The following is a 26,066-nucleotide window of genomic DNA, read 5'->3' on the forward strand; positions in this document are numbered from 1 at the left end:
CCCCTTCGCTTGCCCGGTCGGCGTACCGGTCGGCGTACGGGTCGGTCAGCGGCCCCGCAGCGAGCGGTACGTCGCCACCAGTGCGCGCGTGGAGGCGTCGAGTCCGGCCACCTCTTCCCCGGTGACGAGTGCGGGCTCCAACCGCTTCGCCAGGACCTTGCCCAGCTCCACGCCCCACTGGTCGAAGGAGTCGATGTTCCACACCGCGCCCTGGACGAACACCTTGTGCTCGTAGAGCGCGATCAGCTGGCCCAGGACCGCCGGGGTGAGCTCGGCCGCCAGGACCGTCGTCGTGGGGTGGTTGCCCGCGAAGGTCTTGTGCGGGACGAGCGACTCCGCGACCCCCTCCGCGCGGACCTCGTCCGCCGTCTTGCCGAAGGCCAGCGCCTGCGTCTGCGCGAAGAAGTTCGCCATCAGCAGGTCGTGCTGGGCCGCCAGCGAGGGCGGCAGCTCCTCCAGCGGCCGGGCGAAGCCGATGAAGTCCGCCGGGATCATCCGCGTGCCCTGGTGGATCAACTGGTAGTAGGCGTGCTGCCCGTTGGTGCCGGGCGTGCCCCAGACCACCGGTCCGGTCTGCCATTCCACCGGATTGCCCTCGCGGTCCACGGACTTGCCGTTGGACTCCATGTCCAGCTGCTGCAAGTAGGCGGTGAAGCGCGACAGGTAGTGGCTGTAGGGCAGCACCGCGTGCGACTGCGCGTCGAAGAACGCCCCGTACCAGATCCCCAACAGGCCCATCAGGAGCGGCGCGTTCTCCTGCGGCGGCGCCGTGCGGAAGTGGTGGTCCATCTCCGCGAACCCGTCGAGCAGCTCCCGGAAGGCGTCCGGACCGATCGCCACCATCAGCGAGAGGCCGATCGCCGAGTCGAAGGAGTAGCGCCCGCCGACCCAGTCCCAGAACTCGAACATGTTGGCCGGATCGATGCCGAACGCGGTGACCTTCTCGGCGTTGGTCGACAGCGCCACGAAGTGCCGTGCCACGGCGGCCTGGTCGCCGCCGAGGCCGGCGAGCAGCCACTCGCGCGCGGAAGTGGCGTTGGTGATGGTCTCGATCGTCGTGAAGGTCTTCGACGCGATGATGAAGAGCGTCTGCTCCGGGTCCAGGTCCCGCACGGCCTCGTGCAGGTCCGCGCCGTCCACGTTGGACACGAAGCGCAGGGTCAGGCCCCGGTCGGAGAAGGCGCGCAGGGCCTCGTACGCCATCGCCGGGCCCAGGTCCGAGCCGCCGATGCCGATGTTGACCACGTTCTTGATGCGCTTGCCGGTGAAACCGGTCCAGGCCCCCGAGCGGACCTGCTCGGCGAAGGCCGCCATCTTGTCGAGGACGGCGTGCACGCCGGGTACGACGTTCTCGCCGTCCACCTCGATGACCGCGCCCTTCGGGGCGCGCAGCGCGGTGTGCAGGACCGCCCGGTCCTCGGTCGTGTTGATCTTCTCGCCCCGGAACATCGCCTCGCGCAGTTCCGCCACCCCCGTGGCCTGCGCCAACTCCCGCAACAGGGTCAGCGTCTCGTCGGTCACGAGGTGCTTCGAGTAGTCGATGTGCAGGTCCCCGGCGCGCAGGGTGTAGCCGGCGCCGCGGTCCGGATCCGTCTCGAACAAGTCCCGCAGATGCGTCTGTCCCAGCTCGTCCCGGTGTTTGGCGAGCGCCAGCCACTGCGGTGTCCGGTTGAGCTTCGTTCGGCTGTCTGCATTCATCTCGGACATCAACCCACTTCTTCCGTCCTGTCGTGCCCCGCCGTTCCCCAACCTAAGGGATAGGAAGCGGCACAACCGACACAAAGCAGCCCGGCCCGCGAGAGAAGAAGTCTCCCGCGGGCCGGGCCCGGGTCACATCGGTCGTCTACCGGTGGAACGTCAGATCTCGCCGCGCAGCTTGGCGAGCGCTTCGGCGAGAATTGCCTCGCCGTCGGCATCCGTTCGCCTTTCCCGTACGTACGCCAGGTGCGTCTTGTACGGTTCGGTGCGCGGCGGCGCCGGAGGGTTGTCCCGGTCCTGGCCGGCCGGGAAACCACAGCGCGGGCAGTCCCAAGTATCGGGCACCTGCGCGTCACTGGCGAAGCTCGGCTGCGTCTCGTGCCCGTTCGAGCACCAGAAGGAGATGCGCAGGCGGGGCGCGGACTCGCCGCGCTCGGCCTCACCCATCGGCCCCGCTCCGACCCGACTGCCACGGATCGCGTTGCCACTTGCCACGGTCGTAACTCCCTGCGTAATGGTGCCGCGAAGCGTGAGTGGATTCCGTCGCGGGCGCCCAAGTCTACGTAAGGCCCAACGCGCGTCCAGTGACTGGAGTTACCCATTCCAGACGGGGACGCCGGACCTCATGATAGGCCGGGGGGAGCCGACCGGACTGCCGGAATGGCCAGAACGCCTCAGCTGCCGCTGGACTTCATGAGCAGGCCGAGCGCGACGATGCAGGCGAACCACAGCAGACCGATCACGACGGTGATGCGGTCGAGGTTGCGCTCCGCGACCGAGGACCCTCCGACCGAGGACTGCATGCCTCCGCCGAACATGTCGGAAAGGCCGCCGCCCTTGCCCTTGTGCATCAGCACGAGCAGCATCAGCAGGGCGCTGAAGACGACCAGGGCGATCGAGAACCCCATAATCACGGCTGATTCCTACTTTCTGGGCTTTCTGGGCTTTCCCGCAATGGTGAAACGTGCGCGGGGGCCGGCGGCTGGTGTGTCAGCCCGCTGGCCCCCGCAAGGGTACGACGGATCCGTCCTACCGCATACTCACGATCGGCTGCTCGACGACCGTGACCGCGTCCTACTGGTCGCGGAACCGGACGATCTTGACGAACTCGTCCGTGTCCAGCGCCGCGCCGCCGATGAGGGCGCCGTCGACGTCGGGCTGGGCCATGATCGCCGCGATGTTGCCGGACTTCACCGAGCCGCCGTACTGGATGCGGACCTTGTCGGCCAGCTCCTGCGAGTACAGCTCCGCGAGGCGGCCGCGGATGGCACCGCAGACCTCCTGGGCGTCCTCGGGGGTGGCGACCTCGCCGGTGCCGATCGCCCATACGGGTTCGTACGCGATCACGATCGACTCGACCTGCTCGGCCGGAACGTCCTTCAGGCCGCCGTCGAGCTGGTTCAGCGTGTACTGGACCTGCTGGCCGGCCTTGCGGATGTCCAGGCCCTCGCCAACGCACAGGATCGGGGTGATCCCGTGCTTGTAGGCGGCCTTGACCTTGGCGTTGCAGATCTCGTCGCTCTCGGCGTGGTACTGGCGGCGCTCGCTGTGGCCGACGGCGACGAACGTGCACTTCAGCTTCGACAGCATCGGGCCGGAGATCTCACCGGTGTAGGCACCGGAGTCGTGCGCCGAGATGTCCTGGGCGCCGTACTTGATCTTCAGCTTGTCGCCGTCGACCAGGGTCTGGACCGAGCGGAGGTCGACGAAGGGCGGCAGGACCGCGACCTCGACGGCGTCGTAGTCCTTGTCGGTCAGGGCGAAGGCGAGCTTCTGGACGTGGGCGATGGCCTCGAGGTGGTTGAGGTTCATCTTCCAGTTGCCCGCCATCAGCGGGGTACGCGTGGTCATGCGGTTCAGACCTCCAGTGCGGCGAGGCCGGGGAGCGTCTTGCCCTCGAGGTATTCGAGGGAGGCGCCGCCACCGGTCGAAATGTGGCCGAAAGCGTTCTCGTCGAAGCCGAGCGTGCGCACGGCGGCGGCCGAGTCGCCACCGCCGACGACGGTGAAGGCGCTGCTGTCGACGAGGGCCTGCGCGATGGCGCGGGTGCCCTCGGCGTAAGCGGGGTGCTCGAAGACGCCCACGGGGCCGTTCCAGAAGACGGTCTCGGCGTCGGCGATCTTCGAGGCGTACAGCTCACGGGTCTTGGGACCGATGTCCAGACCCTCCTGGTCGGCGGGGATCTTGTCCGCGGCGACCGTGATGAACTCCGCCGGGGCCATGGTCTTCAGGTCCGGGAAGTCCTTCGAGGCGAGGATGTCGACGGGGAGGACCAGCTCGACACCGTTCTTCTCGGCGCGCGCCATGTACTCCCTGACGATGTCCACCTGGTCCTTCTGGAGCAGGGAGATGCCGACCTCGTACCCCTTGGCGTAGAGGAAGGTGTACGCCATGCCGCCGCCGATGAGGATGCGGTCGGCCTTGCCGAGCAGCTCGTCGATGACGGCGAGCTTGTCGGAGACCTTGGCGCCGCCGAGGATCACCACGTAGGGGCGCTTGACGTCGGCGGTCAGCTTCTTCAGGACGCCGACCTCGGTGGCGATGAGGTAGCCGGCCGCGTGCGGGAGGCGCGCGGGGAGGTCGAAGACCGAGGCGTGCTTGCGGTGGACAGCGCCGAAGCCGTCGCCGACGTAGATGTCGGCGAGCTCGGCGAGCTGGTCCGCGAAGGCGCCGCGCTCGGCGTCGTCCTTCGAGGTCTCACCGGCGTTGAAGCGGAGGTTCTCGATGACGGCGACCTGGCCGTCGGCGAGGGCGGCGACGGTCTCCTTGGCGGAGGCTCCGACGGTGTCGGTGGCGAACGCGACGTCCGCGCCGAGCAGCTCGCCGAGGCGGGCGGCGGCGGGGGCCAGCGAGAAGGCCGGGTCCGGGGTTCCCTTGGGGCGGCCCAGGTGCGAGGCCACGATCACGCGGGCGCCGGCCTCGGCGAGCTTCGCGATGGTCGGCTGCACGGCGCGGATGCGGCCGTCGTCCGAAATCTCGGTGACGCCCCCGTTCTGCGCGAGCGGCACGTTGAGGTCGGCGCGGACGAAGACCCGCTTGCCGGAAACGCCCTCGGCGAGAAGTTCGTCGATCGTCTTCATGCTTTTTCTACTCCTTTTCCCCGGCCGGGTCCTGTACCCGTGCGGGGCGAGAGATGCAACGCACACAACAGGGCCCGTACAGCGCTTCGTCGCGCTGAACGAGCCCCGGTGCTCACATTGTGGTGCCTGCTGCCTTGGTGCTTAGAGCTGGCCGCCGACGAACACGGTCAGGTCGACGAGGCGGTTGGAGTAGCCCCACTCGTTGTCGTACCAGCCGATGACCTTGACGCTCTTGCCCTGGACCATGGTCAGGGAGGAGTCGAAGGTGCAGGAGAACGGCCAGTTCACGATGTCGGAAGAGACGATCGCGTCCTCGGTGTAGTCCAGGATGCCCTTGAGCTGGCCCTCGGAAGCCTTCTGGAACGCGGCGTTGACCTCGTCCTTGGTGACCTCGCGCTCCAGCTCGATGACCAGGTCGGTCACGGAGCCGGTCGGGACCGGGACGCGCATCGCGATGCCGTCGAGCTTGCCCGCCAGCTCCGGGATGACCAGCGCGGTGGCCTTGGCGGCACCCGTGGTGGTCGGGATGATGTTCTCGGCGGCGGCGCGGGCGCGGCGCAGGTCCGAGTGCGGGAAGTCGAGGATGCGCTGGTCGTTCGTGTAGGCGTGGACCGTCGTCATCATGCCCTTGACGATGCCGAAGTTCTCGAGGAGGACCTTGGCCATCGGCGCCACGCAGTTGGTGGTGCAGGAGGCGTTGGAGATGACGTGGTGGTTGGCCGCGTCGTACTTGTCCTGGTTGACGCCCATCACGATCGTGATGTCCTCGTCCTTGGCCGGGGCCGAGATGAGGACCTTCTTCGCGCCGGCCGCGATGTGCTTGGCGGCGTCGGCCTTCTTCGTGAAGATGCCGGTCGACTCGATGACGATGTCGGCGCGCAGCTCGCCCCAGGGGAGGTTCGCGGGGTCGCGCTCGGCGAAGGTCTTGAAGGTGTTGCCGCCGACGGTGATGGTGTCGTCGGTGTGGCTGACCTCGGCCTTGAGGCGGCCCAGGATCGTGTCGTACTTGAGCAGGTGAACCAGGGTGGCGTTGTCAGTCAGGTCGTTGACACCGACGATCTCGATGTCCGCTCCCTGCTCCAGGAGCGCACGGAAGTAGTTGCGGCCAATTCGGCCAAAACCGTTGATGCCTACGCGGATCGTCACGAACCGATCTCCTCGTTGGGTGCGCCGGCCTGTCCGCCGGCGAGCTGTATGGGATGTCCCCGACCGCTTACGACCCTACCTCTCCGTGAGCTTCGAGGTGACATCGGCCATGGTCTGACACGCCCCGAGGCCCCGCACTCCAGGACAAGTACGGGACCTCTGGGGCCTTTGCCCCGGTCACTCACCGTGAGCGCCGGGGCTTGCGTCGATCAGCGGTTCAGCGACCTGAGGGCCTTACCGACGAGTACGGCTCGGTCCGCCGCGGCCGGCACGTGCTCCAGGCCGAAGCCCAGGAGCACGGTGTTACGCGTAGTGACGGCGGCATAGGACTTGAACAGCTCTCCCGACCGGGCCCAATCGCCCGGAACATCGGGACTTCCGGCAGGCGCGCCCTGAGCGGTCCAGACCCCGAGCGAAGCCTCGAACCCCTCGGCCGCCTGGTCGGCGCCGCCGACCGAGAGCCGTGCCTCGTCCGCGAACACTCCGCGTCCGCCCGAGCCCGGGTCGGTGATGTAGGACAGCGAGACCTCGATGCTCTTGCCCGCGTACGCGCTCAGGTCGAAGGAGACCTGCTGCCAGCCGTTGGAGGAGCCGGTGAAGGAGTTCCAGGAGCCGCTGGTGCCCTGCGGGGCGCAGCCGCCCGCGTCCAGGGTGAGGTAGTGGCGCAGGAACGGGTGGTCGTTGACGAAGAACCCGGCTCCGCATTCCTCCGGAACCGTGGTGCTGCTCCGGCCGCCGGCCTCGGGCAGCGTGGTCCAGTCTTCGCCGCCGACGGTGCGGGCCTCCAGGACGGCGTGGTCGTAGCCCTCCTCGGTGTTCCAGTTCAGTGCCGTCTTGAGCTGCGGCTTGTCGGCCGCGGTGACCGCGGTGAGGTCGATGGTGCGGGTGAGGCGCTTCCAGTCGTCGTCGGCGTGGGTGGCCGAGGCCATCGCGGCGCCGGCGTACGGGGCGTACGGGTTGACGACCCCGGCGTACTGGCCCGCCTGCGCGCTCTTGAACTGCGGGAACTGCGCCGCGGGCAGGGTGTCGGATGTGACCTGGTAGGAGCCGGGGCGGTCGAGCGGGTTGTCCGCGGCGCCGCCGAGGGCGCCCTTGGCCCCGTTCAGGGAGCCCGCGCCGGTGAAGCCGGTGGGACCGCTGACGTTCGCGCGGCCGTAGGCGCCGAGGAAGTACTGGCTGAAGTCGTTGGTCACGGCGCGTCCGACCTGGGCGTTGCCGCCGGCCAGTTCACCGGCCTCGATCAGCTTGCCGCCCTCGTTCAGGAAGTCGCGCACCGCCAGCTGGGTGTCGCCGCCCGGGGACTTGGCCCCCGTGTAGTGGACAGCCGTGCGGAAGTGCGAGAGCACGCCGAGGTGGTGCGGGGCTCCCTGGACGGCCACGTCCCAGACCGCCGCGCTCTTGCCGTTGGCGCGCAGGGCGTCGGCGTACTCCTTCGCGTGCTGGGCGGGGGCGCCCTCCTCCGCGATCACGAGCACGTCGGCGCGCGGCCGGTCGGCCACCGTGTACGTGAAGTGCTCGCTGGAGACCTGCTTGCCGGTGCGGTCGCGGCCGGTGAACCAGACCTCGACCTTGTCACCGGGCTTGGCGCCGTCGGCCTTCGCCCGGTACTCGTCGAACCAGTTGTTGTCGTCGCCGCCGTAGACGTCGCCGCCCTTCCAGGCCTTGAGCTCCTCGTCGTGGGTGCGGCCCCCGTTGATCCTGAAGTTCAGCTCCTTGTCCTTCAGCGCCTTGCGGGCCGTGACGGCGACCGTCTGGTCCTCGCCGCGGGCCACGTAGGAGGTGGTGAAGGGGTCGAGGGTGAAGTCGGGGGCGCCGAGGCCCACGGAGGACTTCGGCTGGTCCGGGTGCTCGGCACTCTCGGCCACGGAGAGCGCGAAGGGGATGTTCTTGGCGAACTCCGCCTGGATGAGCTTCTCGTCGTCCGGGAAGTTGAAGCCGGAGGCGCAGTCCTCGGGCTTCCACCGGTCGTTCGGATCGCTCGCGGAGGCCGTCTGGCAGGTGGTCATCTCCGGCGTGAACATCATGACGCCGTTGGCGTTGGCGGCCTGGCTGTCGGCCTCGCCGTTGGTGGTGTAGAGCTCCGAGGAGACCTGGGGGTAGTAGCCGGGTACGGCCGAGTTCTCCGGGGTGCCGGCGAGCGCCTTGTAGGCGATGTCGTCGGGGGTCGGGGTGGCCACCTGCCAGCCCACGCCGTAGAGCAGCAGCTCGGCGGCCGAGTGGTAGTTGATGGCGTAGGCGAAGCCGATGCGCTTCTGGAACGTGTCGAGGGCGACGGTTTCGGGCTCGGAGGAGGCCTTGGGGCCGCGGTAGGTCTCGCTCGACGGGTTGGGCGAGGAGCCCTCGTTGTCGTAGCCCCACTTGTAGGCGAAGTTGCGGTTGAGGTCGACGCCGTCGCCCGTGGTGATCTTGCCGTCGTTGTCGTTGTCGTGCAGGTTCTTGCGCCACAGCCGCTGGCCGTCGGGGGCGAAGGTGTAGTCGTAGCCGTCGGGGTTGGCGGAGAGCAGGAACCACATCTCGGTGGAGTCCACCAGCTTGGTGATCCGCGGATCCTTGCCGTAGGCGTCCAGCGTGTGGTGCATCAGCCGCCGGGTCATCTCGGGGGTGATCCACTCACGGGCGTGCTGGTTGGACATGTACAGCACGGACGGCCTGTCGCCGTCCTTGGTCTTCTTGGCGTTCTTGGTGACCTTCAGGGCGAGGATGTCCTTGCCCTGGACGGTCTTGCCGATGGAGACGACCTTGGTGAGGCCGGGATTCTCCTGGGCGGTGCGCAGGATCTCCTCCTGGAGCCCGCCCTTGCCGCTGTACGGGCGGAACACCCCGTCCCCGGCCGCCAGGGAGCGCGCCTCGGCCTTTTCCCCGACCGTGCGCTCGGCGAGTTTCACGCCCTGGGCCGCCAGGTCCTTCGCCTGGGCGCCGGTGAGGAACAGCTCCACCTTGGCGGTCCCGGTTTCGGGGGCGCGTTCGGAGAGCTCGTGCGCGTCCTGGCCGGCGGCCAGGACGAGCGGGACCTGTTCCTTGGTGATGTCGGCGTCGTAGACCCGCACCTCGTCGGCCGCGGACCGTGCGTCCGCCCGCCCCTGGGCCGTGGCCGCCGCGGGTAGTGCGGCCAGTGTGGTGCCGAAGACGAGTGCGCTTGCGGCGAGGATCGATCTCGCGCGGTGCCTCATGTGCCCCCCTGGGCGTCGTCTGCCACGAAAGCTTCGGACGACAGGCTCACGACCAGCCCATGCTCATGTCAATGGGGCCTACCGGAAAGGGGTCCGCACGAGTGAGCGTGCGGACCCCTGATGGAACAACGGCTTCCGCCCGGCCGACGCCTAGCCGGCCATGTTGTCGGCCAGCTCCTCGCTGTCGCTGAGGTCGAGGTTCGACTCGGTGCCCGGGATCCCGAGGTCCTGGGCCCGCTTGTCGGCCATCGCCAGCAGGCGGCGGATCCGGCCCGCGACCGCGTCCTTGGTCAGCGGCGGGTCGGCGAGCGCGCCCAGCTCCTCCAGGGAGGCCTGCTTGTGCTCCATCCGCAGCCGGCCGGCCGCGGCGAGGTGCTCGGGGACCTCCTCGGCGAGGATCTCCAGGGCGCGCTGCACCCGGGCTCCGGCGGCCACCGCGGCCCGCGCCGAGCGGCGCAGGTTGGCGTCGTCGAAGTTGGCGAGGCGGTTGGCGGTGGCGCGCACCTCGCGCCGCATCCGCCGCTCCTCCCACGCCAGCACCGAGTCGTGGGCGCCGAGCCGGGTCAGCAGGGCGCCGATGGCGTCCCCGTCGCGTACGACGACCCGGTCCACGCCGCGGACCTCGCGGGCCTTGGCGGCGATGGAGAGCCGGCGTGCGGCGCCCACCAGGGCCAGGGCCGCCTCCGGACCGGGGCAGGTGACCTCCAGGGAGGAGGAGCGCCCCGGCTCCGTGAGCGAGCCGTGGGCCAGGAAGGCCCCGCGCCAGGCCGCCTCGGCGTCGCAGGTGGCCCCGGAGACCACCTGCGGGGGAAGGCCCCTGATCGGGCGGCCGCGGCCGTCCACGAGGCCGGTCTGGCGCGCCAGCTGGTCGCCGCCGGCGACCACGCGGACCACGTACCGGTTGCCCCGGCGCAGGCCGCCGGGGGCCATGATCACCAGATCCGAGGAGTGCCCGAAGATCTCGAGGATGTCTTTGCGCAGGCGGCGGGCCGCGATCCCCGCGTCCAGTTCCGCCTCGATGACGATCCGGCCGCTCACCAGGTGCAACCCGCCCGCGAACCGAAGGATCGCCGAGACCTCCGCCTTCCTGCAGCAGGTGCGGGTGACGGGCAGGCGGGCGATCTCATCCTTCACCGCGGGCGTCATCGCCATGGGCCGATCCTTCCATGCATCCGAAAAATACGGTCGTACGCGGCGGCGAGCAGCTCCGGATCATGCTTCGGAGAGCCGTCCTGCCTGGCCACCGGCGCCAGCTCGACCGCCGCGCCGAACCGTTTTGCGGCATCGGCGAGGGACTCGCGATCGGGCACGGCGGCCTGATCGGCCAGCACCACGTCCAGGGCGAGTTTAGGGGCGTGTCGGGCCAAAACCTCCAAATGACGCTGCGGAGAGAAGCCCTCTGTTTCACCGGGTTGTGGCGCGAGGTTCAGCGAGAGCACCTTCCGGGCCTTCGTCTCGACCAGCGCGTCGAGCAGTTCCGGCACCAGCAGGTGCGGAATCACGGAGGAGAACCAGGAGCCCGGACCGAGCACCACCCAGTCCGCGTCGAGCACGGCCGCGACCGCTTCCGGCACCGCCGGCGGGTCGGCCGGCACCACCTGGACGGAGAGCACCTCGCCGGGGGTCAGCGCCACGGTGGCCTGCCCCCGTACGGTGTCCACGGCGTCCGGGCGCGCCGGATCGTGGCCCCTGACCAGGGCCTGGAGTTCGAGCGGGACCGCCGACATCGGGAGCACCCGGCCCTGGGCGCCCAGGAGCTTGCCGACGAGGTCCAGGGCCTGGACGGGATCGCCGAGCTGTTCCCACAGGGCCACGATGAGCAGGTTGCCGACCGCGTGCTCGTGCAGGTCGCCGCCGGACTGGAAGCGGTGCTGGATGACCCGCGACCAGGTCTGGCCCCATTCGTCGTCTCCGCAGAGCGCGGCCAGCGCCTTGCGCAGGTCCCCGGGCGGCAGCACGCCGAGCTCCTCGCGCAGGCGGCCGCTGGAGCCGCCGTCGTCGGCGACGGTGACGACGGCCGTCAGCTCGCCCGTGATCCGGCGCAGGGCGGTCAGCGAGGCCGACAGGCCCCTGCCGCCGCCGAGGGCCACGACCTTGGGCGCGACGACCTTGGAAGCCTCGCCGCGGCGAGGACCGCGGCTGCGGCCCGCGCCGCCCTCACCCTCGCCCTTGTCGGCGGTGAGCCGGCGCAGGCGGCGCAGGCGCAGGCTGTGTCCGGTCACTCGCGCCCCATGTCCCTGTGGACGACGACGGTCTCGACTCCTTCGGAGGAGAGGCGGGCGGCGAGCTTCTCGGACATGGCGACGCTGCGGTGCTTGCCGCCGGTGCAGCCGACGGCGATGGTCACGTACCGCTTGCCCTCGCGCCGGTAGCCGGTCGCGATGAGCTGGAGCAGCTCGGTGTAGCGGTCGAGGAACTCCTTGGCGCCGGGCTGGCTGAAGACGTAGCCCGACACCTCCTCGTTGAGCCCGGTGAAGGGGCGCAGTTCCGGGACCCAGTGCGGGTTGGGGATGAAGCGGCAGTCGACGACGAGGTCGGCGTCGACGGGGAGGCCGTACTTGAAGCCGAAGGACATCACGGTGGCCCGCAGCTCGGGCTCCTCGTCGCCCGCGAACCGGGCGTCCATCTTGGCGCGCAGCTCGTGCACGTTCAGGCTGGAGGTGTCGATGACCAGGTCGGCGTCGCCGCGCAGCTCGCGCAGCAGGTCGCGCTCGGCGGCGATGCCGTCGACGATGCGGCCGTCGCCCTGGAGCGGGTGCGGGCGGCGGACCGACTCGAAGCGGCGTACGAGCGCGTCGTCCGAGGACTCCAGGAAGACGATCCGCCGGGTGACGCCGCGGGACTCCAGGTCGGAGAGGGATTCGCGCAGGGCGTCGAAGAACTGCCGGCCGCGGACGTCCACGACGACGGCGATGCGCGCCACGTTGCCCTGCGAGCGGGCGCCCAGCTCCACCATGGTGGGGATCAGCGCCGGCGGCAGGTTGTCGACGACGAACCAGCCGAGGTCCTCCAGGCACTTGGCCGCGGTACTGCGGCCGGCCCCGGACATTCCGGAGATGATCACCAGCTCGGGGATGGCCGCCTCGGCGACCGCTCCGGGATCCGCTGTCGTGCCCGTACTCACTTGTGCTCCGTCTCGGTCGTGCTCGGAATCGTGCGTTTGCTCGGAATCGTGCTCGGTCATTGCCCGGTCCCCCGTTCGGATGCGGCTCCCGCGGTCGCGGGGGCCTCGTCCTCAATGATCTCGCCGGTCGCCATGTTCACGGCGGGACCGGCCGGAACCGCCTGCGCCAGGGCCGCGGCCACGGTCTCGGCCGTCTTGCGGCCTATGCCCGGGACCTCGCAGATCTGATCGATTGTGGCCTGCCGGAGCTTCTTCACCGAACCGAAGTGCTTGACCAGGGCGAGCTTGCGGCTCTCGCCCAGCCCCGCCACCTCGTCGAGCGGCCCGGCTTTCAGGCGCTTGCCCCGCTTGTTGCGCTGGTACTGGATGGCGAACCGGTGGGCTTCGTCACGCACCCGCTGGAGCAGGTACAGGCCCTCGCTGGTCCGGGGCAGCACCACCGGGTCGTCCTGCCCGGGCAGCCAGACCTCCTCCAGGCGCTTGGCCAGGCCGCACACGGCCACGTCGTCGATCCCGAGCTCCTCCAGGGCCCGCTTGGCGGCGGCCACCTGCGGCTGTCCGCCGTCGACGACGACGAGCTGGGGCGGGTAGGCGAAGCGCTTGGGCCGCCCGTCCTCCTCGGGCGCGTCCGCCTCCACCTCGCCGGTCTCGGGGGACCACTCCCCCGTCTTCAGCTTCTCGTGGAGGTAGCGGCGGAAGCGCCGGGAGACCACCTCGTGCATGGAGCGGACGTCGTCCTGCCCCTCGAACGATTTGATCTGGAACCTGCGGTACTCGCCCTTGCGCGCCAGCCCGTCCTCGAAGACGACCATCGAGGCCACGACGTCGTCGCCCTGCAGGTGCGAGATGTCGAAGCACTCGATGCGCAGCGGCGCGCCGTCCAGCTCCAGCGCCTCGGCGATCTCCTCCAGGGCCCGCGAGCGGGTGGTGAGGTCGGCGGCGCGCTTGGTCTTGTGCAGGAGGAGGGACTGCTGGGCGTTGCGGTGGACGGTCTCCATCAGCGCCTTCTTGTCCCCGCGCTGCGGGATGCGCAGGCTGACCTGCGACCCGCGCCGCTCGGCGAGCCACTGGCTCAGGGCCGGGGTGTCCTCGGGGAGGGCGGGGACGAGCACCTCCTTGGGCACGGCCTCGCCCGTCTCCTCGCCGTAGAGCTGCTGGAGGGCGTGCTCGACGAGCCCGGCCGTGTCCACGGCCTCGACCTTGTCGGTGACCCAGCCGCGCTGCCCGCGGACCCGGCCGCCGCGCACGTGGAAGATCTGCACGGCCGCTTCGAGCTCGTCCTCGGCGACCGCGAAAAGGTCGGCGTCCGTCGCGTCGGCGAGCACCACCGCGTTCTTCTCCATGGCCCGGCGCAGGGCCCCCACGTCGTCGCGCAGCCGGGCGGCCTTCTCGTACTCCATCTCCTCGGCCGCCTCGTGCATCTGCTGCTCGAGGCGGGTGAGGTAGGTGCCCGTGCGCCCGGCCATGAAGTCACAGAAGTCCTCGGCCAGTTCCCGGTGCTCCTCGGGGGTGACCCGGCCGACGCAGGGCGCGGAGCACTTGCCGATGTAGCCGAGGAGGCAGGGGCGGCCGATCTGGGCGGAGCGCTTGAACACCCCGGCGGAGCAGGTGCGGACGGGGAAGACCCGGAGCATCAGGTCGACGGTCTCGCGGATGGCCCAGGCCTGCCCGTAGGGGCCGAAATAGCGCACGCCCTTCTTCTTGGGCCCGCGCATGACCTGGACCCGGGGGTACTCCTCGTTCATCGTCACGGCGAGGGAGGGGTAGCTCTTGTCGTCCCGGTACTTGACGTTGAACCGGGGGTCGAACTCCTTGATCCAGGAGTATTCGAGCTGGAGCGCCTCGACCTCGGTGGAGACCACGGTCCACTCGACGGAGGCCGCCGTGGTCACCATCGTGGCGGTACGGGGGTGCAGTCCGGCGAGGTCCTGGAAGTAGCTGGCCAGCCGCTGGCGCAGGCTCTTGGCCTTCCCGACGTAGATCACCCGGCGGTGCTCGTCGCGGAACTTGTATACCCCCGGGGAGTCGGGGACCTGTCCCGGCTGGGGACGGTAGCTGGAAGGGTCGGCCATGCCAACCACCCTACTGTCGCCCGCCGACAACCGAGCCGTTCCCCTGCTGCGGGGCGGGGCGGGGCGGCGCGGGGCGGCGGCCGGGCAAGGGGTCCGGCCGCCTGGCCGGAGGCCGGACCCCCGGGTGGCTACGCCCGCACCACCCGCTGTCGCCGGGAGCGCCGCACGGCCAGCGCACCGGCCGCGCCGAGCGCCAGCGCCACGGCGGCGGCCGCCGCCGGCATCCCGACGGATCCGGAGGCGGCCCCCGAGGCGGACCCGGAGGCGGTGGTGGCTCCCGTGGGGGCGAAGCCACCGGCCTTCCCGGACCGGGCATAGGCGGACCCGGGCAGCTTGTCCCCGTACGCCTTCACGACCCGGGCCCGGTAGGCGGCGAGGCTGGTGCCCTGCGCGCCGACCGCCCGCACCGCGTCCTCGTCCAGGGGAAGCACCCTGCCGCCCTGGGCCACGTACCAGGCGTCGATCTGCGGCTCGCGGAAGACCGTCCCGCCCGGGAGTTTCGCCGCGCCGAGCTGCGCGTAGCGGAACTCGTCGTCACCGGTGGCTATGTTCACCACCTGCCAGCCCGCTTCGGTCTTCGCGGTCCACAGCGATGCCTGCTGTCCGTCCGAGGAGACGGCCTTGCTGGCGAGGAATTCCAGCCGGGCCACGCCCGCGTCCGCCTTCCCGGCGACGAAGTCCGGTGACAGGTGGTTCACCGCGATCGCCTCGCCCTCGATGCGGGGCTGTGCGGCGGCCGGCGAGACCTTGCCCTCACGGGCGAAGAAGCGGGACAGGGTGGCGAGCGTGTCGGGGGCGGTCGCCGCCTGCGCGGCGGCGGCCCGGTTCTCGGCGGTGGCGCTCTGGGGCTGCGGCACCGGGGCCGCGCCCGCCTGGGTGGGGGCCAGGGCGAGTGCGGCGGTCGCGGCGACCACGGCCGCGGCGAGGCGAGGGTTCATGAGGTCACGCCCCGATCCGGTAGAGCGAGTGGGTCCAGGAGAAGGTGCTGTTGTCCACGTACCAGGCGTGCGAGGCCCAGTTGTAGCGGTCGCTGGAGGGCCACGGGTCGCCCCAGTACACCCAGCTGTTCGCGGTGTCGTAGCCGTAGACGACGTGCATGTGGCCGCCGCCGTTGGACCACTGGATGCGGGTCTCGACCGGGCGGTCGGCGTTGATCTCGTTCTGCACGGTGGAGTACTGGAGCCAGCCGTTCACGTAGGAGCCCGAGTTGATGCCGGCCCAGCGCAGGGCGGTCTGCACGTTGCCCAGGGTGGCCTGGTTGTTCGGGCAGTCGTAGCCCTGCTGGCGGTTGAAGGCGGCGTTGCAGAACTGGTTCTGGCTGTAAGTGCGGCCGAACCAGGTGGCGATGGTGTTGCCCGCCGCGGCCCAGCACCAGTTGGTCTTCTGCTGTGCCTGCATGGTGATGTTCAGCCGTTTGTACGCCAGGGCGGCGCCATCGGCGGTCGCCGCGACGGGGGCGGTCGCGGTGGTCGTGTTGGTCGTGGTCGCGGCGGTCGCGGTGCCCGGAGCGGTACCGGCATCGGCGGCGGTGGCGGTGGCGGTACCTGTGAGCAGGGCGAAGAGCATGGCGGTGATGAGGGCGGCCGGGTAAAGCCGCCGGTTCGGGTTGCGCATCGCGTTCCTCCCGAAGTGGGGAGTGGGGGTGGAGGAGCGCGTCCGGACGCTGTGGAGGAGCATCAGGTGTTGTCGGGAACAGGTCAACACGCTTCAATACGCCGTGACATCGCGGTGTGAACGGTGGGGCCGAAGTGTGAACGTCCGCCCTCACCCCACCTGGACCCACCAGGACCTCGGACGTCGCCCGCGGGACCGTCCACACCTCGTTGCGTGAACGTTCACAGGGGGAGCCGTCATGCGGTCGAGCGCGGACAGCGCGATCAGGTCATTCCGGGACGACGGCCGCGCCGGAGCCCGGGAGTTACCCGACGTCCTGCGCACCGGGCCCTTCCACCTCGCGCTCCGCGCGGCCCTCACCGCGCGCGGACTCCCCCTGCACCGGGTGCAGAACCGGCTGGCCGCCCGCGGCATCAAGCTCGGCGTGACCAGCCTCAGTTACTGGCAGCAGGGCGCCCGGCGCCCGCGCCGCACCGAGTCCCTGAAGGCGGTACGGGCCCTGGAGCAGATCCTGGAGCTGCCCGAAGGCGCCCTGCTGCGGCTGCTCGCCGCGCCGGAGCCCGGCGCCGGAGCCGAGACCCCGCGGCCGCAGGCGCGCTCGTACCGGGCCCTGCTGAGCGTGGGCGCGGCCGTGGAAGGACTGCTGGCCGGCATGGAACTGCCCGCCGACGGCGGCCTGCACACCGTCGGGCACCACGAGCGGGTACGGATCGGGCCCGCCGGGGAGCTGCTGGGCCGCGAGTCGCAGCACGTCGTACGGGCCCACCGCGACGGGGTCGACCGGTACCTCGCCGTCCATCACGGCGACCCGGGGTGCGATCCCGCCCGCGTGCGGGTACGGGCCGACGAGAACTGCCGGACCGGGCGGATCCGCCGCCATCCCGAGTCTGGGGTGGTCGTCGCCGAGCTGCTCTTCGACGCCCGGCTGCGCGCCGGGGACACCTACGTCTTCGGCTACGGCTTCGAGGACGGCACGGCCGGCCGCAGCACCGAGTACGTGCGCGGCTTCAGCTACACCGGCGGCCAGTACGTGCTCCAGGTCCGCTTCGACGAGGCCGCGCTGCCCGTGCGCTGCCGCCGCTTCACCCGCAGCGGGCCGGGCGCACCGCGCGGGCAGCTCTCGGACCTGCCCCCGAGCGGACCGCACCGGGCCGTGCACCTGGTGGAACAGGGGGTGCGGCGGGGGATCCTGGGGATCGGCTGGGACTGGGAGTGAGCCGCCGCGGACGGCCGTCCGGCCGCCGCGTCGCCCGCAGGCCCGGCCGACCGGCTGCCGGGTCGCCGCGTCGCCGGGGTCGCCGGTCGCCCGCAGGTCCGGCCGCGGACCAGCCCGCGGATCAGCCTGCGATGAGCTTGCCGCCCTCGGTCTTCACCGGGACCTCCGGCAGCGGGTCGGTGGCCGGGCCGCGCAGCACCTTGCCCGTGGTCACGTCGAAGCGGCTGCCGTGGCAGGGGCAGTTGCCCTCACCCTCGACGATCTTGTCCAGGACGCAGCCGGCGTGGGTGCACTGTGCGCTGAAGGCCTTGTACTGCCCGGCCTCCGCGCAGCTGACCACGACCTTCCGCTCCCGGAACAGCTTCGCGCCGCCCACCGGCACGTCGGCCGCGGCGCCCAGCTCCACGGGCCCGTCGGGGACCGCCGGGGATCCCGCGCCGCTGTTGCCCCCGGTGGAACAGGCCCCGAGCGTCACTCCGGCCCCGGTGGCCCCGACGAGCGCGGCGGCGCCCTTGAGCACGGTACGGCGGGCGGCGGACTGCGACGCGGACATGCGGTTCTCCCGGGTTCAGGCTCGGCTGGGCCCGTCCGACGATACCGCCGACCGATGGGGTACCTTCCCCCGCGTGATCGTCGTCGGTGGAGAAGCCCTGATCGACCTGGTGCCCGTCGCGGAGCCGCCGGGTGCGCTGCTGCCCCGGCCGGGCGGCGGACCGTACAACACCGCGCTCGCCCTGGGCCGGCTGGGTGCGCGGGCCGCCTTCTGCTCCCGGGTCTCGCGGGACGGTTTCGGCGCCTCCCTGCTCGCCGGGCTGCGGGCGGCCGGCGTGGACCTGTCCCTGGTCCAGCGCGGGCCGGAGCCGACCACCCTGGCCGTTCCTTCCCTGGCCCCGGACGGCTCGGCGGCGTACGGGTTCTACGTCGAGGGGACGGCCGACCGGCTGTTCCGCCTGCCGCAGGCGCTTCCGCGGGACGTACGGGTCCTCGCGCTCGGGACCTGCTCCTTGGTGCTGGAACCGGGCGCGAGCGCCTACGAGGCCCTGCTGCGGCGGGAGTCCGGGCGCGGCCTGCTCACCTTCCTCGACCCCAACATCAGGCCGGCGCTGATCGCGGAGCCGGACGCCTACCGCAAGCGCTTGCGGTCCTGGCTCCCGTACGTCTCGGTCCTGAAGCTGTCCGAGGAGGACGCGGCCTGGCTGGGCGGCCGGGCCGGCGACTGGCTGGCGGCGGGGCCGTCCGCGGTGGTGCTGACCCGGGGGGCCGGAGGGCTGACGGTGTGGACGCGGGAGGGCGCGGAGCACTCGGCACCCGCGTGCCGGGTCGGCGTGGTCGACACGATCGGCGCGGGCGACACCGTGAACGCGGCCCTGCTGCACCGGCTTTGGGACGGTGCGGGGGCGGGCGCCGGTCCGGTGGACTGGCCCGAGGCGCTGTCCTACGCCGCCCGCGCGGCCGCGCTGACCTGTGCGCGGGCGGGCGCGGAGCCTCCGTACGCGTCCGAGCTCAGCGGATAGCGGCCCAGACGGTCCGGGCCACGGCGGGGGCGAACTCCTCGACCGGCTCGACGGTGTCGGGGCCGGAGAAGTGCAGGAAGAAGGCCCGCTGGAAACAGGCGCCGAGCAGCAGCGCGGCAGCGGCCCGCGGGTCGGCGTCCGGGCGCAGCCGGCCCCGTTCGAGCTCGCGGACCAGGTGGCCCTGGAGGGCCTCCAGCACCACGTGCGGGCCCGCGCCGATCTGCCGTACGCCCTCGCGGTGGCGGGTGAGCAGAACGGGGTCGGCGAAGAGCGAGGCGGCCAGGGGCATGGCATCGGCGTAGAAGAGCGAGGCGTGGCGGGCTATCACCGCGAGCCGCTCCTCGACCGGCTGCTCCCCCGGGTCGGTGGTGAGCGCGGCCATCATCGCGCCGGCGTTGGGGCGGCGCTCCATGAGCACGCGTACGAACAGTTCTTCCTTGTTCGCGAAGTACTTGTACAGCGCGGCCTCCGAGCAGCGGGCCTCGCGGGCGATCGCCTTGGTGGTGGCGTTGGCCAGGCCGCTGGTGCGCATCAGGGTCTCGGCGGCGTCCAGCAGGCGCTCGGGAGTGGGCCGGCTTGACTTGGAGGTGAGCATTCACTCACCCTAACGGAGGCAGAGGTGAGTAAACGCTCACCCACCTCTCTCGATCGCGGGAGCACGATGAAACTCACGGTGTTCGGAGCCACGGGCGGGGTCGGCCGCGAGGTCGTCCGGCAGGCCCTCGACGCGGGCCACGAGGTCACGGCGGTCGTGCGCGATCCGGCGCGGCTGGGCGTGCCCGCGCACGACCGGCTCCGGGTGGCGGTGGTGCGCGACCTGACGGACGAGGACGCGCTGGTCCCGCTCCTGGCGGGGCGGGAGGCCGTGGTCTCGGCGCTGGGCGCGGCGAGCAACAAGCAGGCCAGGCTGACCCCGGTCGCGGGACCGGCCCTGCGGGCCGTCGTCTCGGCGATGGACCGGGCGGGGGTGACCCGCCTGTCGGCGGTCAGCGCGGCCCCGCTGGGGCCGGTGACCCCGGCGGACGGGGTGATCGCGCGGAAGGTCGTCCTTCCCGTCCTGCGGCGGCTCCTGCGGGACGTGTACGCCGATCTCGCGGTCATGGAGGCGGCGATCGCCGGCAGCCGGACGGGGTGGACGGTGGTGCGGCCGCCGCGGCTGCTGAACCGGCCGCGGACGGGCACCTACCGGCGGGCGGTGGACGGGAACGTGCCGGGCGGGCGCTCCATCCCCCGCGCGGACGTGGCGGACGCCCTCCTGACCACGCTCGGCGACCCCTCCACCGCGGGCCACGCCATCGGCATCGCCACATAGCCGCCCGGGGCTCCGCCCCGGTCCGGCGCCGCGCGCTGGGCGCGGCGCCGGACCACGGCTACGCCGTGCGGGAGGCCCCGGCCGCCTTCTTCGCCGGAGCCGCCTTCTTGGCGACGGCCTTCTTCGCGACCGTCTTCTTCGCGGCCGTCTTCTTCGCCACGGCCTTCTTCGCCGGCCGGACCGACTCCGAGGCCACCGCGTCCGAGACCCGGTCCGCCCCCAGGACCTCCCGCAGGAACTTGCCGGTGTGGCTCGTGCTCACCGAGGCGACCTGCTCCGGAGTGCCCTCCGCGACGACGAGGCCGCCGCCGTAACCGCCCTCGGGGCCCATGTCCACGACCCAGTCCGCGGTCTTGATGACGTCGAGGTTGTGCTCGATGACGATCACCGAGTTCCCCTTGTCGACCAGCCCCGAAAGCACCTTGATCAGCTTCGAGATGTCCTCGAAGTGCAGACCCGTGGTCGGCTCGTCCAGGACGTACACCGTCCGCCCCGTCGACCGCTTCTGGAGCTCCGAAGCCAGCTTCACGCGCTGCGCCTCACCGCCCGACAGCGTCGGCGCGGACTGGCCGAGCCGGACGTACCCCAGCCCGACCTCGTTCAGCGTGCGCAGGTGCCGGGCGATCGTCGGGACCGCCTCGAAGAACTCCGAGGCCTCCTCGATCGGCATGTTCAGGACCTCGGCGATGGACTTGCCCTTGTAGTGGACCTCCAGCGTCTCCCGGTTGTACCGGGCGCCGTGGCAGACCTCGCACGGGACGTACACGTCCGGCAGGAAGTTCATCTCGATCTTGATCGTGCCGTCGCCGGAGCAGTTCTCGCAGCGGCCGCCCTTGACGTTGAAGGAGAAGCGGCCCGGCAGGTAGCCGCGCACCTTCGCCTCCATCGTCTCCGCGAAGAGCCTGCGGACGTGGTCGAAGACCCCGGTGTACGTCGCCGGGTTGGACCTCGGGGTCCGCCCGATGGGCGACTGGTCGACGTGCACGACCTTGTCGACGAGGTCGTCCCCGTCCACCCGCGTGTGCCGTCCCGGAACCGACCGCGCGCCGTTGAGCTCGCGCGCCAGGTGCGTGTACAGGATGTCGTTGACCAGCGTGGACTTGCCCGAGCCCGATACGCCCGTCACGGCCGTGAGCACGCCGAGCGGGAAGGACACGTCGATGTCCTGGAGGTTGTTCTCCTTGGCGCCGTGGACCGTGAGCCTGCGCGCCGGGTCCACGGGACGGCGTACGTCCGGGAGCGGGATGGAGCGCTTGCCGGACAGGTACTGCCCGGTGATGGACTCGCTGTTCTTCAGCAGGTCCTTCAGCGAGCCGCTGTGCACGACCTTGCCGCCGTGCTCGCCGGCCCCCGGGCCGATGTCCACGATCCAGTCGGCCACCTTGATGGTGTCCTCGTCGTGCTCGACGACGATGAGGGTGTTGCCCATGTCCCGCAGCCGCACGAGCGTTTCGATCAGCCGGTGGTTGTCGCGCTGGTGCAGGCCGATGGAGGGCTCGTCCAGCACGTAGAGCACGCCGACGAGGCCGGAGCCGATCTGCGTGGCCAGCCGGATGCGCTGGGCCTCACCGCCCGACAGGGTTCCGGCGGCGCGGTTGAGCGAGAGGTAGTCGAGGCCCACGTCGACGAGGAAGCGGAGCCGCTCGTTGACCTCCTTGAGGACCCGCTCGGCGATCTTCTTGTCACGGGCGTCGAGCTTCAGCCGCCCGAGGAAGTCCGCGCACTCGCTGATCGACATCGCGGCGACCTCGGCGATGGACCGGTCCATCACCGTCACCGCGAGCACGATCGGCTTGAGCCGGGTGCCCTGGCAGGTGGGACAGGGCACTTCGCGCATGTAGCCCTCGAAGCGCTCGCGGCTGGCGTCGCTCTCGGACTCCGAGTGCCGTCGCTTGACGAACGGGACGGCGCCCTCGAAGGCGGTGGTGTAGGCCCGCTCGCGGCCGTACCGGTTGCGGTAGCGGACCTCGATCTGCGTCTTGTGGCCGTACAGCAGGGCCTTCTTCGCCCGCAGCGGCAGCCCGGCCCACGCGATGTCGGTGCGGAAGCCCAGCTCCGCGGCGAGCGCGCCGATCAGCCGCTGGAAGTAGTCCTTGGTGTGGCCGAGCGACCACGGCGAGACCGCGCCCTCGTCCAGGGACTTGTCCTCGTCCGGGACGATCAGCTCCGGGTCCACCTCCATGCGCGTACCGATGCCGGTGCACTCGGGGCAGGCGCCGAAGGGCGAGTTGAAGGAGAAGGAGCGCGGCTCCAGCTCCTCGAAGGACAGGTCGTCGTACGGGCAGTAGAGGTGCTCGGAGTACATCCGCTCGCGCTCGGGGTCGTCCTCGGCGAGGTCGACGAAGTCCAGGATCACCATGCCGCCCGACAGCCCGAGGGCGGTCTCGACGGAGTCGGTCAGCCGGCGCTTGGCGCCTTCCTTGACGGTGAGGCGGTCGATGACCACCTCGATGGTGTGCTTCTCCTGCTTCTTCAGCGTCGGCGGCTCGGAGAGCTGCATCGTCTCCCCGTCCACCCGGGCACGGCTGTAGCCCTTGGTCTGGAGGTCGGAGAAGAGGTCGACGAACTCGCCCTTGCGCTCGCGCACCAGCGGCGACAGCACCTGGAAGCGACTGCCCTCGGGCAGTGCGAGCACCTTGTCGACGATCGCCTGCGGCGACTGCCGCGAGATCGGCCGGCGGCACTCGGGGCAGTGGGGCTTGCCGATGCGCGCGAAGAGCAGGCGGAGGTAGTCGTAGACCTCGGTGATGGTGCCCACGGTGGAGCGCGGGTTGCGCGACGTGGACTTCTGATCGATGGAGACGGCCGGGGAGAGGCCCTCGATGAAGTCGACGTCGGGCTTGTCCATCTGCCCGAGGAACTGGCGGGCGTACGACGAGAGCGACTCGACATAACGGCGCTGGCCCTCGGCGAAGATCGTGTCGAAGGCCAGGGAGGACTTGCCCGAACCGGAGAGTCCGGTGAAGACGATCAGGGAGTCGCGGGGCAGGTCGAGCGAGACGTTCTTGAGGTTGTGCTCGCGAGCGCCACGAACGATGAGACGGTCGGTCACGCCGGTCCGCACCTTTCTTGAGAGAGCGGGGGGCACGGGCCCCGTCCCAGGGTATTGGGGGGCGCCTCTGCCGTGGACTTGGAGACTGGACTCCGAGCGTATAGCACGTGCATTCGATTTTGGGCACTGCGCCGACCGCTTCACCCGATCGTGTGGCGCAGGCCCTTGAAGTACTAGGCTCGGCCGCATGATTGATCATGTGCACGACCTGCGATCTGTACGTGAAGCCACGGACCGGCTGCTGACCGCGGCCGCGAAGCTGGACAACGCCGCCCTCGCCGAAGAGTCACGTCTGCCCGGCTGGACCCGGGGCCACATCCTGGCCCACCTCGCCCGCAACGCCGACGCCCTCGTCAACGTCTTCGAGGGCCGCCCGATGTACGAGAGCGGCGACGCCCGCGACGCGGACATCGAGCGCGACTGCGACCGGCCCCTTGTGGAACAGCTGGAGGACCTCCGGAATTCCGCCGCCCGCTGGGAGGCCGTGGCCGAGCGCCCGCAGGATTGGACCCGCGTCGTCGAGCTGCGGGGCGGCGTCACCGACGTCGCCGCCCGCGTCCCCTTCCGGCGCCTGATCGAGGTCGAGCTGCACCACGTCGACCTGAACATCGGCTACGAGCTCGCGGACCTCTCCGAGGACTTCACCGACCGGGAGACCGCCTTCCTCGCCGACCGCTGGTCGGGCCGACCGGAGGTACCGCCGGTGACGCTGCGGACCACGACGGGAAAGACCTGGCACACGGGCGGCACGCAGGGCACCCCGGTGGTCGTCGAGGGCCCCGCGGACGAGCTGCTCGGCTGGCTGGCCGGGCGCGGCCAGCGGGGTGCCCACCTCGCCGTCCTGGCGGGCGACGGCCTGCCCGCGCTCCCCCCGCTCTAGGATGCGGACATGACGTACAGCGGAGCGGTCAAGGTCGGCGGTCCGGCCGACGTGCACGAACTCTCGGACCTGATGATCTCCAAGGTCGCGGTGGGGGGCATGAACAACAACGCCTACCTACTGCGCTGCCGGGCCACCGACGAGCAGCTGCTGATCGACGCGGCCGCCGAGCCGCAGACCCTGCTGAGCCTGATCGGCGACGGCGGCATCGCCTCGGTGGTCACCACCCACCGGCACGGCGACCACTGGGGCGCGCTCCAGGCCGTGGTCGAGGCCACCGGCGCGCGGACGTACGCGGGGGTCCACGACGCGGAGGGCATCCCGGTCGCGACCGACGTGCTCGTCGCGGACGGGGACACGATCACGGTCGGACGGGTCACACTGACCGCCCGCCACCTGGTCGGCCACACCCCCGGCTCGATCGCGCTCATCTACGACGACCCGCACGGCCACCCGCACGTGTTCACGGGCGACTGCCTCTTCCCGGGCGGCGTCGGCAACACGTGGGGCGACGCGAAGGCCTTCGCGCGGCTCGTCGACGACGTGGAGCACAAGCTCTTCGCGGTGCTGCCGGACGAGACCTGGGTGTACCCGGGCCACGGCAACGACACCACGCTCGGCGCCGAGCGCCCGCACCTGGCCGAATGGCGCGAGCGCGGCTGGTAGCGGGCGCCACACGTCAACCTCGATCCGGACCGCACTCCCTTCCGGTCGATGATGGCCGAACGCCTGTCCTGAGGGTGCGGGGCGGGGTAGTTGCTGCACCATGCAACACGACCCCTCCCCCACCCCGGGCGCGGCCCGGGCCGGCGCCCCCGCGCGGCCCTCGATGCTCCGGCTCGCCTCGGCCTCCCTCGCCGGCACCGCCATCGAGTTCTACGACTTCTTCGTCTACGGCACCGCCGCCGCCCTGGTGCTCGGACCGCTGTTCTTCCCTTCCTTCTCCCCGCTCGCCGGGACCCTCGCCGCCTTCGGCACCTTCGGCATCGGCTTCCTCGCCCGGCCCCTCGGCTCCGTCGTCTTCGGCCACATCGGCGACCGCCACGGCCGCCGCCCGGTGCTGCTCGGCTCCCTGCTCCTGACCGGCGTGGCCACGGTGGCGGTGGGCTGCGTGCCCTCGTACGCCTCCATCGGCGCGACCGCGCCGATCCTGCTGATCCTTTTGCGCTTCCTGCAGGGCCTGGGTCTCGGCGGCGAATGGGGCGGCGCGGTCCTGCTGACCGCCGAGCACGCCCCCGAGGAGCGGCGCGGGCTGTGGTCGAGCTTCCCGCAGATGGGTCCGGCGGTGGGGTTCCTGCTCGCCAACGGCCTGATGCTGACCCTTTCGGGCCTGCTCGCCGACGGGCAGTTCGCCGCCTGGGGCTGGCGGGTGCCGTTCTGGGTGGCGGGCCTGCTGGCGCTGGCCGGGCTCTGGCTGCGCCGCTCCGTGGAGGAGACCCCGCAGTTCCGCGCCCTGGCCGAGACCGGCCGCCGGGCCGACGCCCCGCTGACCGAGGTCGTACGGGGCCACTGGCGCCTGCTCCTGCTGACGGGCGGGGCACTGGCCACCGGGTACGCGGTCTTCTACGCGGCCACCACCTGGTCCCTCGCGTACGCCACCGAGCACCTCGGGGTGCACCGTTCGGTGATGCTGGCCTGCGTCATGGCCGCCGTCGCGGTCAAGGGCCTGGTGACGCCTAGGGTCGCGGTGCTCGGCGACCGCTACGGCCGGCGCCCGCTGTGCCTGGCGGGCTGCGCGGCGTCCGCGCTGTGGATGTTCCCGTTCGTCGCCCTGCTGCGCACGGCGGAGCCGCTGCTGATGACGCTCGGACTGCTCGGCGCACTGCTCGGGATGGTGACGATGTTCGCGGTGGTGGGCGCGTACCTGCCCGAGCTGTACGCCCCTCGGATCCGCTGCACGGGCGCCGCGGTCGGCTACAACCTGGGCGGGGTGCTCGGCGGGGCCCTGACCCCGATCGTGGCGACGGCCCTGGCGGCCGGGGACGGCCCGCCGTGGGCCGTGGCGGTCTACCTGACGGCGATCGCCCTGGTCTCACTGACCTGCTTCGCCCTGCTGCCGGAGACCAACCCGATCGTCGTGCGCCGGCGCACGGCACGGAGGGCGGACGCGGCAGCGGGGGCGGCCGAAGCGGCCGCCCCCGCGTAGCCCCGTAGGGCCTCCGTCAGCCCGTCAGCCCGTGAGCCCGTC

22 protein-coding genes are annotated in these 26,066 nt (G+C 71.2%); 6 read left to right on the top strand and 16 right to left on the bottom strand.

Annotation, left to right across the window (positions count from 1 at the left end; translation table 11 throughout):
• Positions 1–45: 45 nt before the first annotated feature.
• The 13 genes from pgi to J7E97_RS08705 form a co-directional block, all read right to left on the bottom strand.
• Positions 46–1,698: a glucose-6-phosphate isomerase gene (pgi, locus tag J7E97_RS08645; RefSeq protein ID WP_215024171.1), complete on the bottom strand. Its 1,653-nt coding sequence runs from the start codon at positions 1,696–1,698 to the stop codon at positions 46–48.
• Between the two features lie 159 nt (positions 1,699–1,857).
• The gene (locus J7E97_RS08650) at positions 1,858–2,193 is read right to left on the bottom strand and encodes an RNA polymerase-binding protein RbpA (RefSeq protein WP_007263454.1); all 336 of its coding nucleotides are present in this window, start codon (positions 2,191–2,193) and stop codon (positions 1,858–1,860) included.
• 179 nt (positions 2,194–2,372) lie between these two features.
• Positions 2,373–2,606 (bottom strand): preprotein translocase subunit SecG, encoded by a 234-nt coding sequence (secG, locus tag J7E97_RS08655; RefSeq protein ID WP_215024172.1) that lies wholly within the window; start codon positions 2,604–2,606, stop codon positions 2,373–2,375.
• 166 nt (positions 2,607–2,772) lie between these two features.
• Positions 2,773–3,549, bottom strand: a complete 777-nt coding sequence (gene tpiA, locus J7E97_RS08660; RefSeq protein ID WP_215024108.1) for a triose-phosphate isomerase — start codon at positions 3,547–3,549, stop codon at positions 2,773–2,775.
• A gap of 5 nt (positions 3,550–3,554) precedes the next feature.
• Positions 3,555–4,778, bottom strand: a complete 1,224-nt coding sequence (gene pgk / locus J7E97_RS08665; RefSeq protein ID WP_215024110.1) for a phosphoglycerate kinase — start codon at positions 4,776–4,778, stop codon at positions 3,555–3,557.
• Positions 4,779–4,919: 141 nt separating this feature from the next.
• Positions 4,920–5,924, bottom strand: a complete 1,005-nt coding sequence (gene gap / locus J7E97_RS08670; protein ID WP_215024112.1) for a type I glyceraldehyde-3-phosphate dehydrogenase — start codon at positions 5,922–5,924, stop codon at positions 4,920–4,922.
• A 209-nt stretch (positions 5,925–6,133) separates the two neighbouring features.
• Entirely contained in the window at positions 6,134–9,094 is a 2,961-nt protein-coding gene (locus tag J7E97_RS08675; protein WP_215024114.1) for a M14 family metallopeptidase, read from the bottom strand.
• 150 nt (positions 9,095–9,244) lie between these two features.
• Positions 9,245–10,246: a DNA-binding protein WhiA gene (gene whiA / locus J7E97_RS08680; protein ID WP_112449750.1), complete on the bottom strand. Its 1,002-nt coding sequence runs from the start codon at positions 10,244–10,246 to the stop codon at positions 9,245–9,247.
• A complete protein-coding gene (yvcK, locus tag J7E97_RS08685) occupies positions 10,237–11,316 on the bottom strand; it encodes a uridine diphosphate-N-acetylglucosamine-binding protein YvcK (RefSeq protein ID WP_215024116.1) in 1,080 nt (359 codons plus the stop codon). The genes whiA and yvcK overlap by 10 nt, the downstream gene beginning before the upstream one ends.
• A complete protein-coding gene (gene rapZ / locus J7E97_RS08690) occupies positions 11,313–12,278 on the bottom strand; it encodes an RNase adapter RapZ (protein WP_215024118.1) in 966 nt (321 codons plus the stop codon). Before rapZ ends, yvcK begins: the two co-directional genes overlap by 4 nt.
• Positions 12,275–14,290 (bottom strand): excinuclease ABC subunit UvrC, encoded by a 2,016-nt coding sequence (uvrC, locus tag J7E97_RS08695; protein ID WP_215024120.1) that lies wholly within the window; start codon positions 14,288–14,290, stop codon positions 12,275–12,277. Before uvrC ends, rapZ begins: the two co-directional genes overlap by 4 nt.
• A gap of 128 nt (positions 14,291–14,418) precedes the next feature.
• Positions 14,419–15,228 (bottom strand): hypothetical protein, encoded by an 810-nt coding sequence (locus tag J7E97_RS08700; protein ID WP_215024122.1) that lies wholly within the window; start codon positions 15,226–15,228, stop codon positions 14,419–14,421.
• 4 nt (positions 15,229–15,232) lie between these two features.
• Positions 15,233–15,904: a papain-like cysteine protease family protein gene (locus tag J7E97_RS08705; protein ID WP_215024124.1), complete on the bottom strand. Its 672-nt coding sequence runs from the start codon at positions 15,902–15,904 to the stop codon at positions 15,233–15,235.
• A 238-nt stretch (positions 15,905–16,142) separates the two neighbouring features.
• On the opposite strand from J7E97_RS08705, the gene J7E97_RS08710 reads away from it, so the two are divergent.
• A complete protein-coding gene (locus J7E97_RS08710; protein WP_251054096.1) occupies positions 16,143–17,120 on the top strand; it encodes a hypothetical protein in 978 nt (325 codons plus the stop codon).
• 121 nt (positions 17,121–17,241) lie between these two features.
• On the opposite strand, the gene J7E97_RS08715 is transcribed toward J7E97_RS08710, so the two are convergent.
• The gene (locus J7E97_RS08715) at positions 17,242–17,673 is read right to left on the bottom strand and encodes a Rieske (2Fe-2S) protein (RefSeq protein WP_215024126.1); all 432 of its coding nucleotides are present in this window, start codon (positions 17,671–17,673) and stop codon (positions 17,242–17,244) included.
• 73 nt (positions 17,674–17,746) lie between these two features.
• Between J7E97_RS08715 and J7E97_RS08720 the strand changes: the two genes are divergently transcribed.
• Complete coding sequence (locus J7E97_RS08720; protein ID WP_215024128.1) at positions 17,747–18,634, top strand: carbohydrate kinase; 888 nt, start codon at positions 17,747–17,749, stop codon at positions 18,632–18,634.
• On the opposite strand, the gene J7E97_RS08725 is transcribed toward J7E97_RS08720, so the two are convergent.
• Complete coding sequence (locus J7E97_RS08725; RefSeq protein ID WP_215024130.1) at positions 18,624–19,229, bottom strand: TetR/AcrR family transcriptional regulator; 606 nt, start codon at positions 19,227–19,229, stop codon at positions 18,624–18,626. The genes J7E97_RS08720 and J7E97_RS08725 overlap by 11 nt on opposite strands.
• 66 nt (positions 19,230–19,295) lie before the next feature.
• Between J7E97_RS08725 and J7E97_RS08730 the strand changes: the two genes are divergently transcribed.
• Positions 19,296–19,946: an NAD(P)-dependent oxidoreductase gene (locus tag J7E97_RS08730; RefSeq protein WP_215024132.1), complete on the top strand. Its 651-nt coding sequence runs from the start codon at positions 19,296–19,298 to the stop codon at positions 19,944–19,946.
• Positions 19,947–20,004: 58 nt separating this feature from the next.
• Here the strand turns inward: J7E97_RS08730 and uvrA are convergent, their stop codons facing one another.
• Complete coding sequence (uvrA, locus tag J7E97_RS08735; RefSeq protein ID WP_215024176.1) at positions 20,005–23,010, bottom strand: excinuclease ABC subunit UvrA; 3,006 nt, start codon at positions 23,008–23,010, stop codon at positions 20,005–20,007.
• Positions 23,011–23,185: 175 nt separating this feature from the next.
• Here uvrA and J7E97_RS08740 point away from each other — a divergent pair, with 175 nt between their 5' ends.
• The 3 genes from J7E97_RS08740 (at position 23,186) to J7E97_RS08750 (ending at position 26,024) form a co-directional block, all read left to right on the top strand.
• Positions 23,186–23,878 (top strand): maleylpyruvate isomerase family mycothiol-dependent enzyme, encoded by a 693-nt coding sequence (locus J7E97_RS08740; RefSeq protein WP_215024134.1) that lies wholly within the window; start codon positions 23,186–23,188, stop codon positions 23,876–23,878.
• 9 nt (positions 23,879–23,887) lie between these two features.
• On the top strand, positions 23,888–24,544 hold the full coding sequence (locus J7E97_RS08745) for an MBL fold metallo-hydrolase (RefSeq protein WP_215024136.1): 657 nt from the start codon (positions 23,888–23,890) through the stop codon (positions 24,542–24,544).
• Positions 24,545–24,707: 163 nt separating this feature from the next.
• A complete protein-coding gene (locus J7E97_RS08750; RefSeq protein WP_215024178.1) occupies positions 24,708–26,024 on the top strand; it encodes an MFS transporter in 1,317 nt (438 codons plus the stop codon).
• Positions 26,025–26,066: the final 42 nt, after the last annotated feature.

Origin of the sequence: Streptomyces sp. ISL-66 (genome assembly GCF_018614135.1) — a bacterium.
Lineage (GTDB): Bacteria > Actinomycetota > Actinomycetes > Streptomycetales > Streptomycetaceae > Streptomyces.

Excerpts from the sequence above, each read along its gene's own strand:
- pgi (WP_215024171.1), bottom strand. The coding sequence starts at position 1,698 with ATGAATGCAGACAGCCGAACGAAGCTCAACCGGACACCGCAGTGGCTG.
- secG (WP_215024172.1), bottom strand. The coding sequence starts at position 2,606 with ATGGGGTTCTCGATCGCCCTGGTCGTCTTCAGCGCCCTGCTGATGCTG.
- tpiA (WP_215024108.1), bottom strand. The coding sequence starts at position 3,549 with ATGACCACGCGTACCCCGCTGATGGCGGGCAACTGGAAGATGAACCTC.
- pgk (WP_215024110.1), bottom strand. The coding sequence starts at position 4,778 with ATGAAGACGATCGACGAACTTCTCGCCGAGGGCGTTTCCGGCAAGCGG.
- J7E97_RS08675 (WP_215024114.1), bottom strand. The coding sequence starts at position 9,094 with ATGAGGCACCGCGCGAGATCGATCCTCGCCGCAAGCGCACTCGTCTTC.
- whiA (WP_112449750.1), bottom strand. The coding sequence starts at position 10,246 with ATGGCGATGACGCCCGCGGTGAAGGATGAGATCGCCCGCCTGCCCGTC.
- rapZ (WP_215024118.1), bottom strand. The coding sequence starts at position 12,278 with ATGACCGAGCACGATTCCGAGCAAACGCACGATTCCGAGCACGACCGA.
- uvrC (WP_215024120.1), bottom strand. The coding sequence starts at position 14,290 with ATGGCCGACCCTTCCAGCTACCGTCCCCAGCCGGGACAGGTCCCCGAC.
- J7E97_RS08700 (WP_215024122.1), bottom strand. The coding sequence starts at position 15,228 with ATGAACCCTCGCCTCGCCGCGGCCGTGGTCGCCGCGACCGCCGCACTC.
- J7E97_RS08705 (WP_215024124.1), bottom strand. The coding sequence starts at position 15,904 with ATGCGCAACCCGAACCGGCGGCTTTACCCGGCCGCCCTCATCACCGCC.
- J7E97_RS08710 (WP_251054096.1), top strand. The coding sequence starts at position 16,143 with ATGCGGTCGAGCGCGGACAGCGCGATCAGGTCATTCCGGGACGACGGC.
- J7E97_RS08715 (WP_215024126.1), bottom strand. The coding sequence starts at position 17,673 with ATGTCCGCGTCGCAGTCCGCCGCCCGCCGTACCGTGCTCAAGGGCGCC.
- J7E97_RS08725 (WP_215024130.1), bottom strand. The coding sequence starts at position 19,229 with ATGCTCACCTCCAAGTCAAGCCGGCCCACTCCCGAGCGCCTGCTGGAC.
- J7E97_RS08730 (WP_215024132.1), top strand. The coding sequence starts at position 19,296 with ATGAAACTCACGGTGTTCGGAGCCACGGGCGGGGTCGGCCGCGAGGTC.
- J7E97_RS08740 (WP_215024134.1), top strand. The coding sequence starts at position 23,186 with ATGATTGATCATGTGCACGACCTGCGATCTGTACGTGAAGCCACGGAC.
- J7E97_RS08745 (WP_215024136.1), top strand. The coding sequence starts at position 23,888 with ATGACGTACAGCGGAGCGGTCAAGGTCGGCGGTCCGGCCGACGTGCAC.
- J7E97_RS08750 (WP_215024178.1), top strand. The coding sequence starts at position 24,708 with ATGCTCCGGCTCGCCTCGGCCTCCCTCGCCGGCACCGCCATCGAGTTC.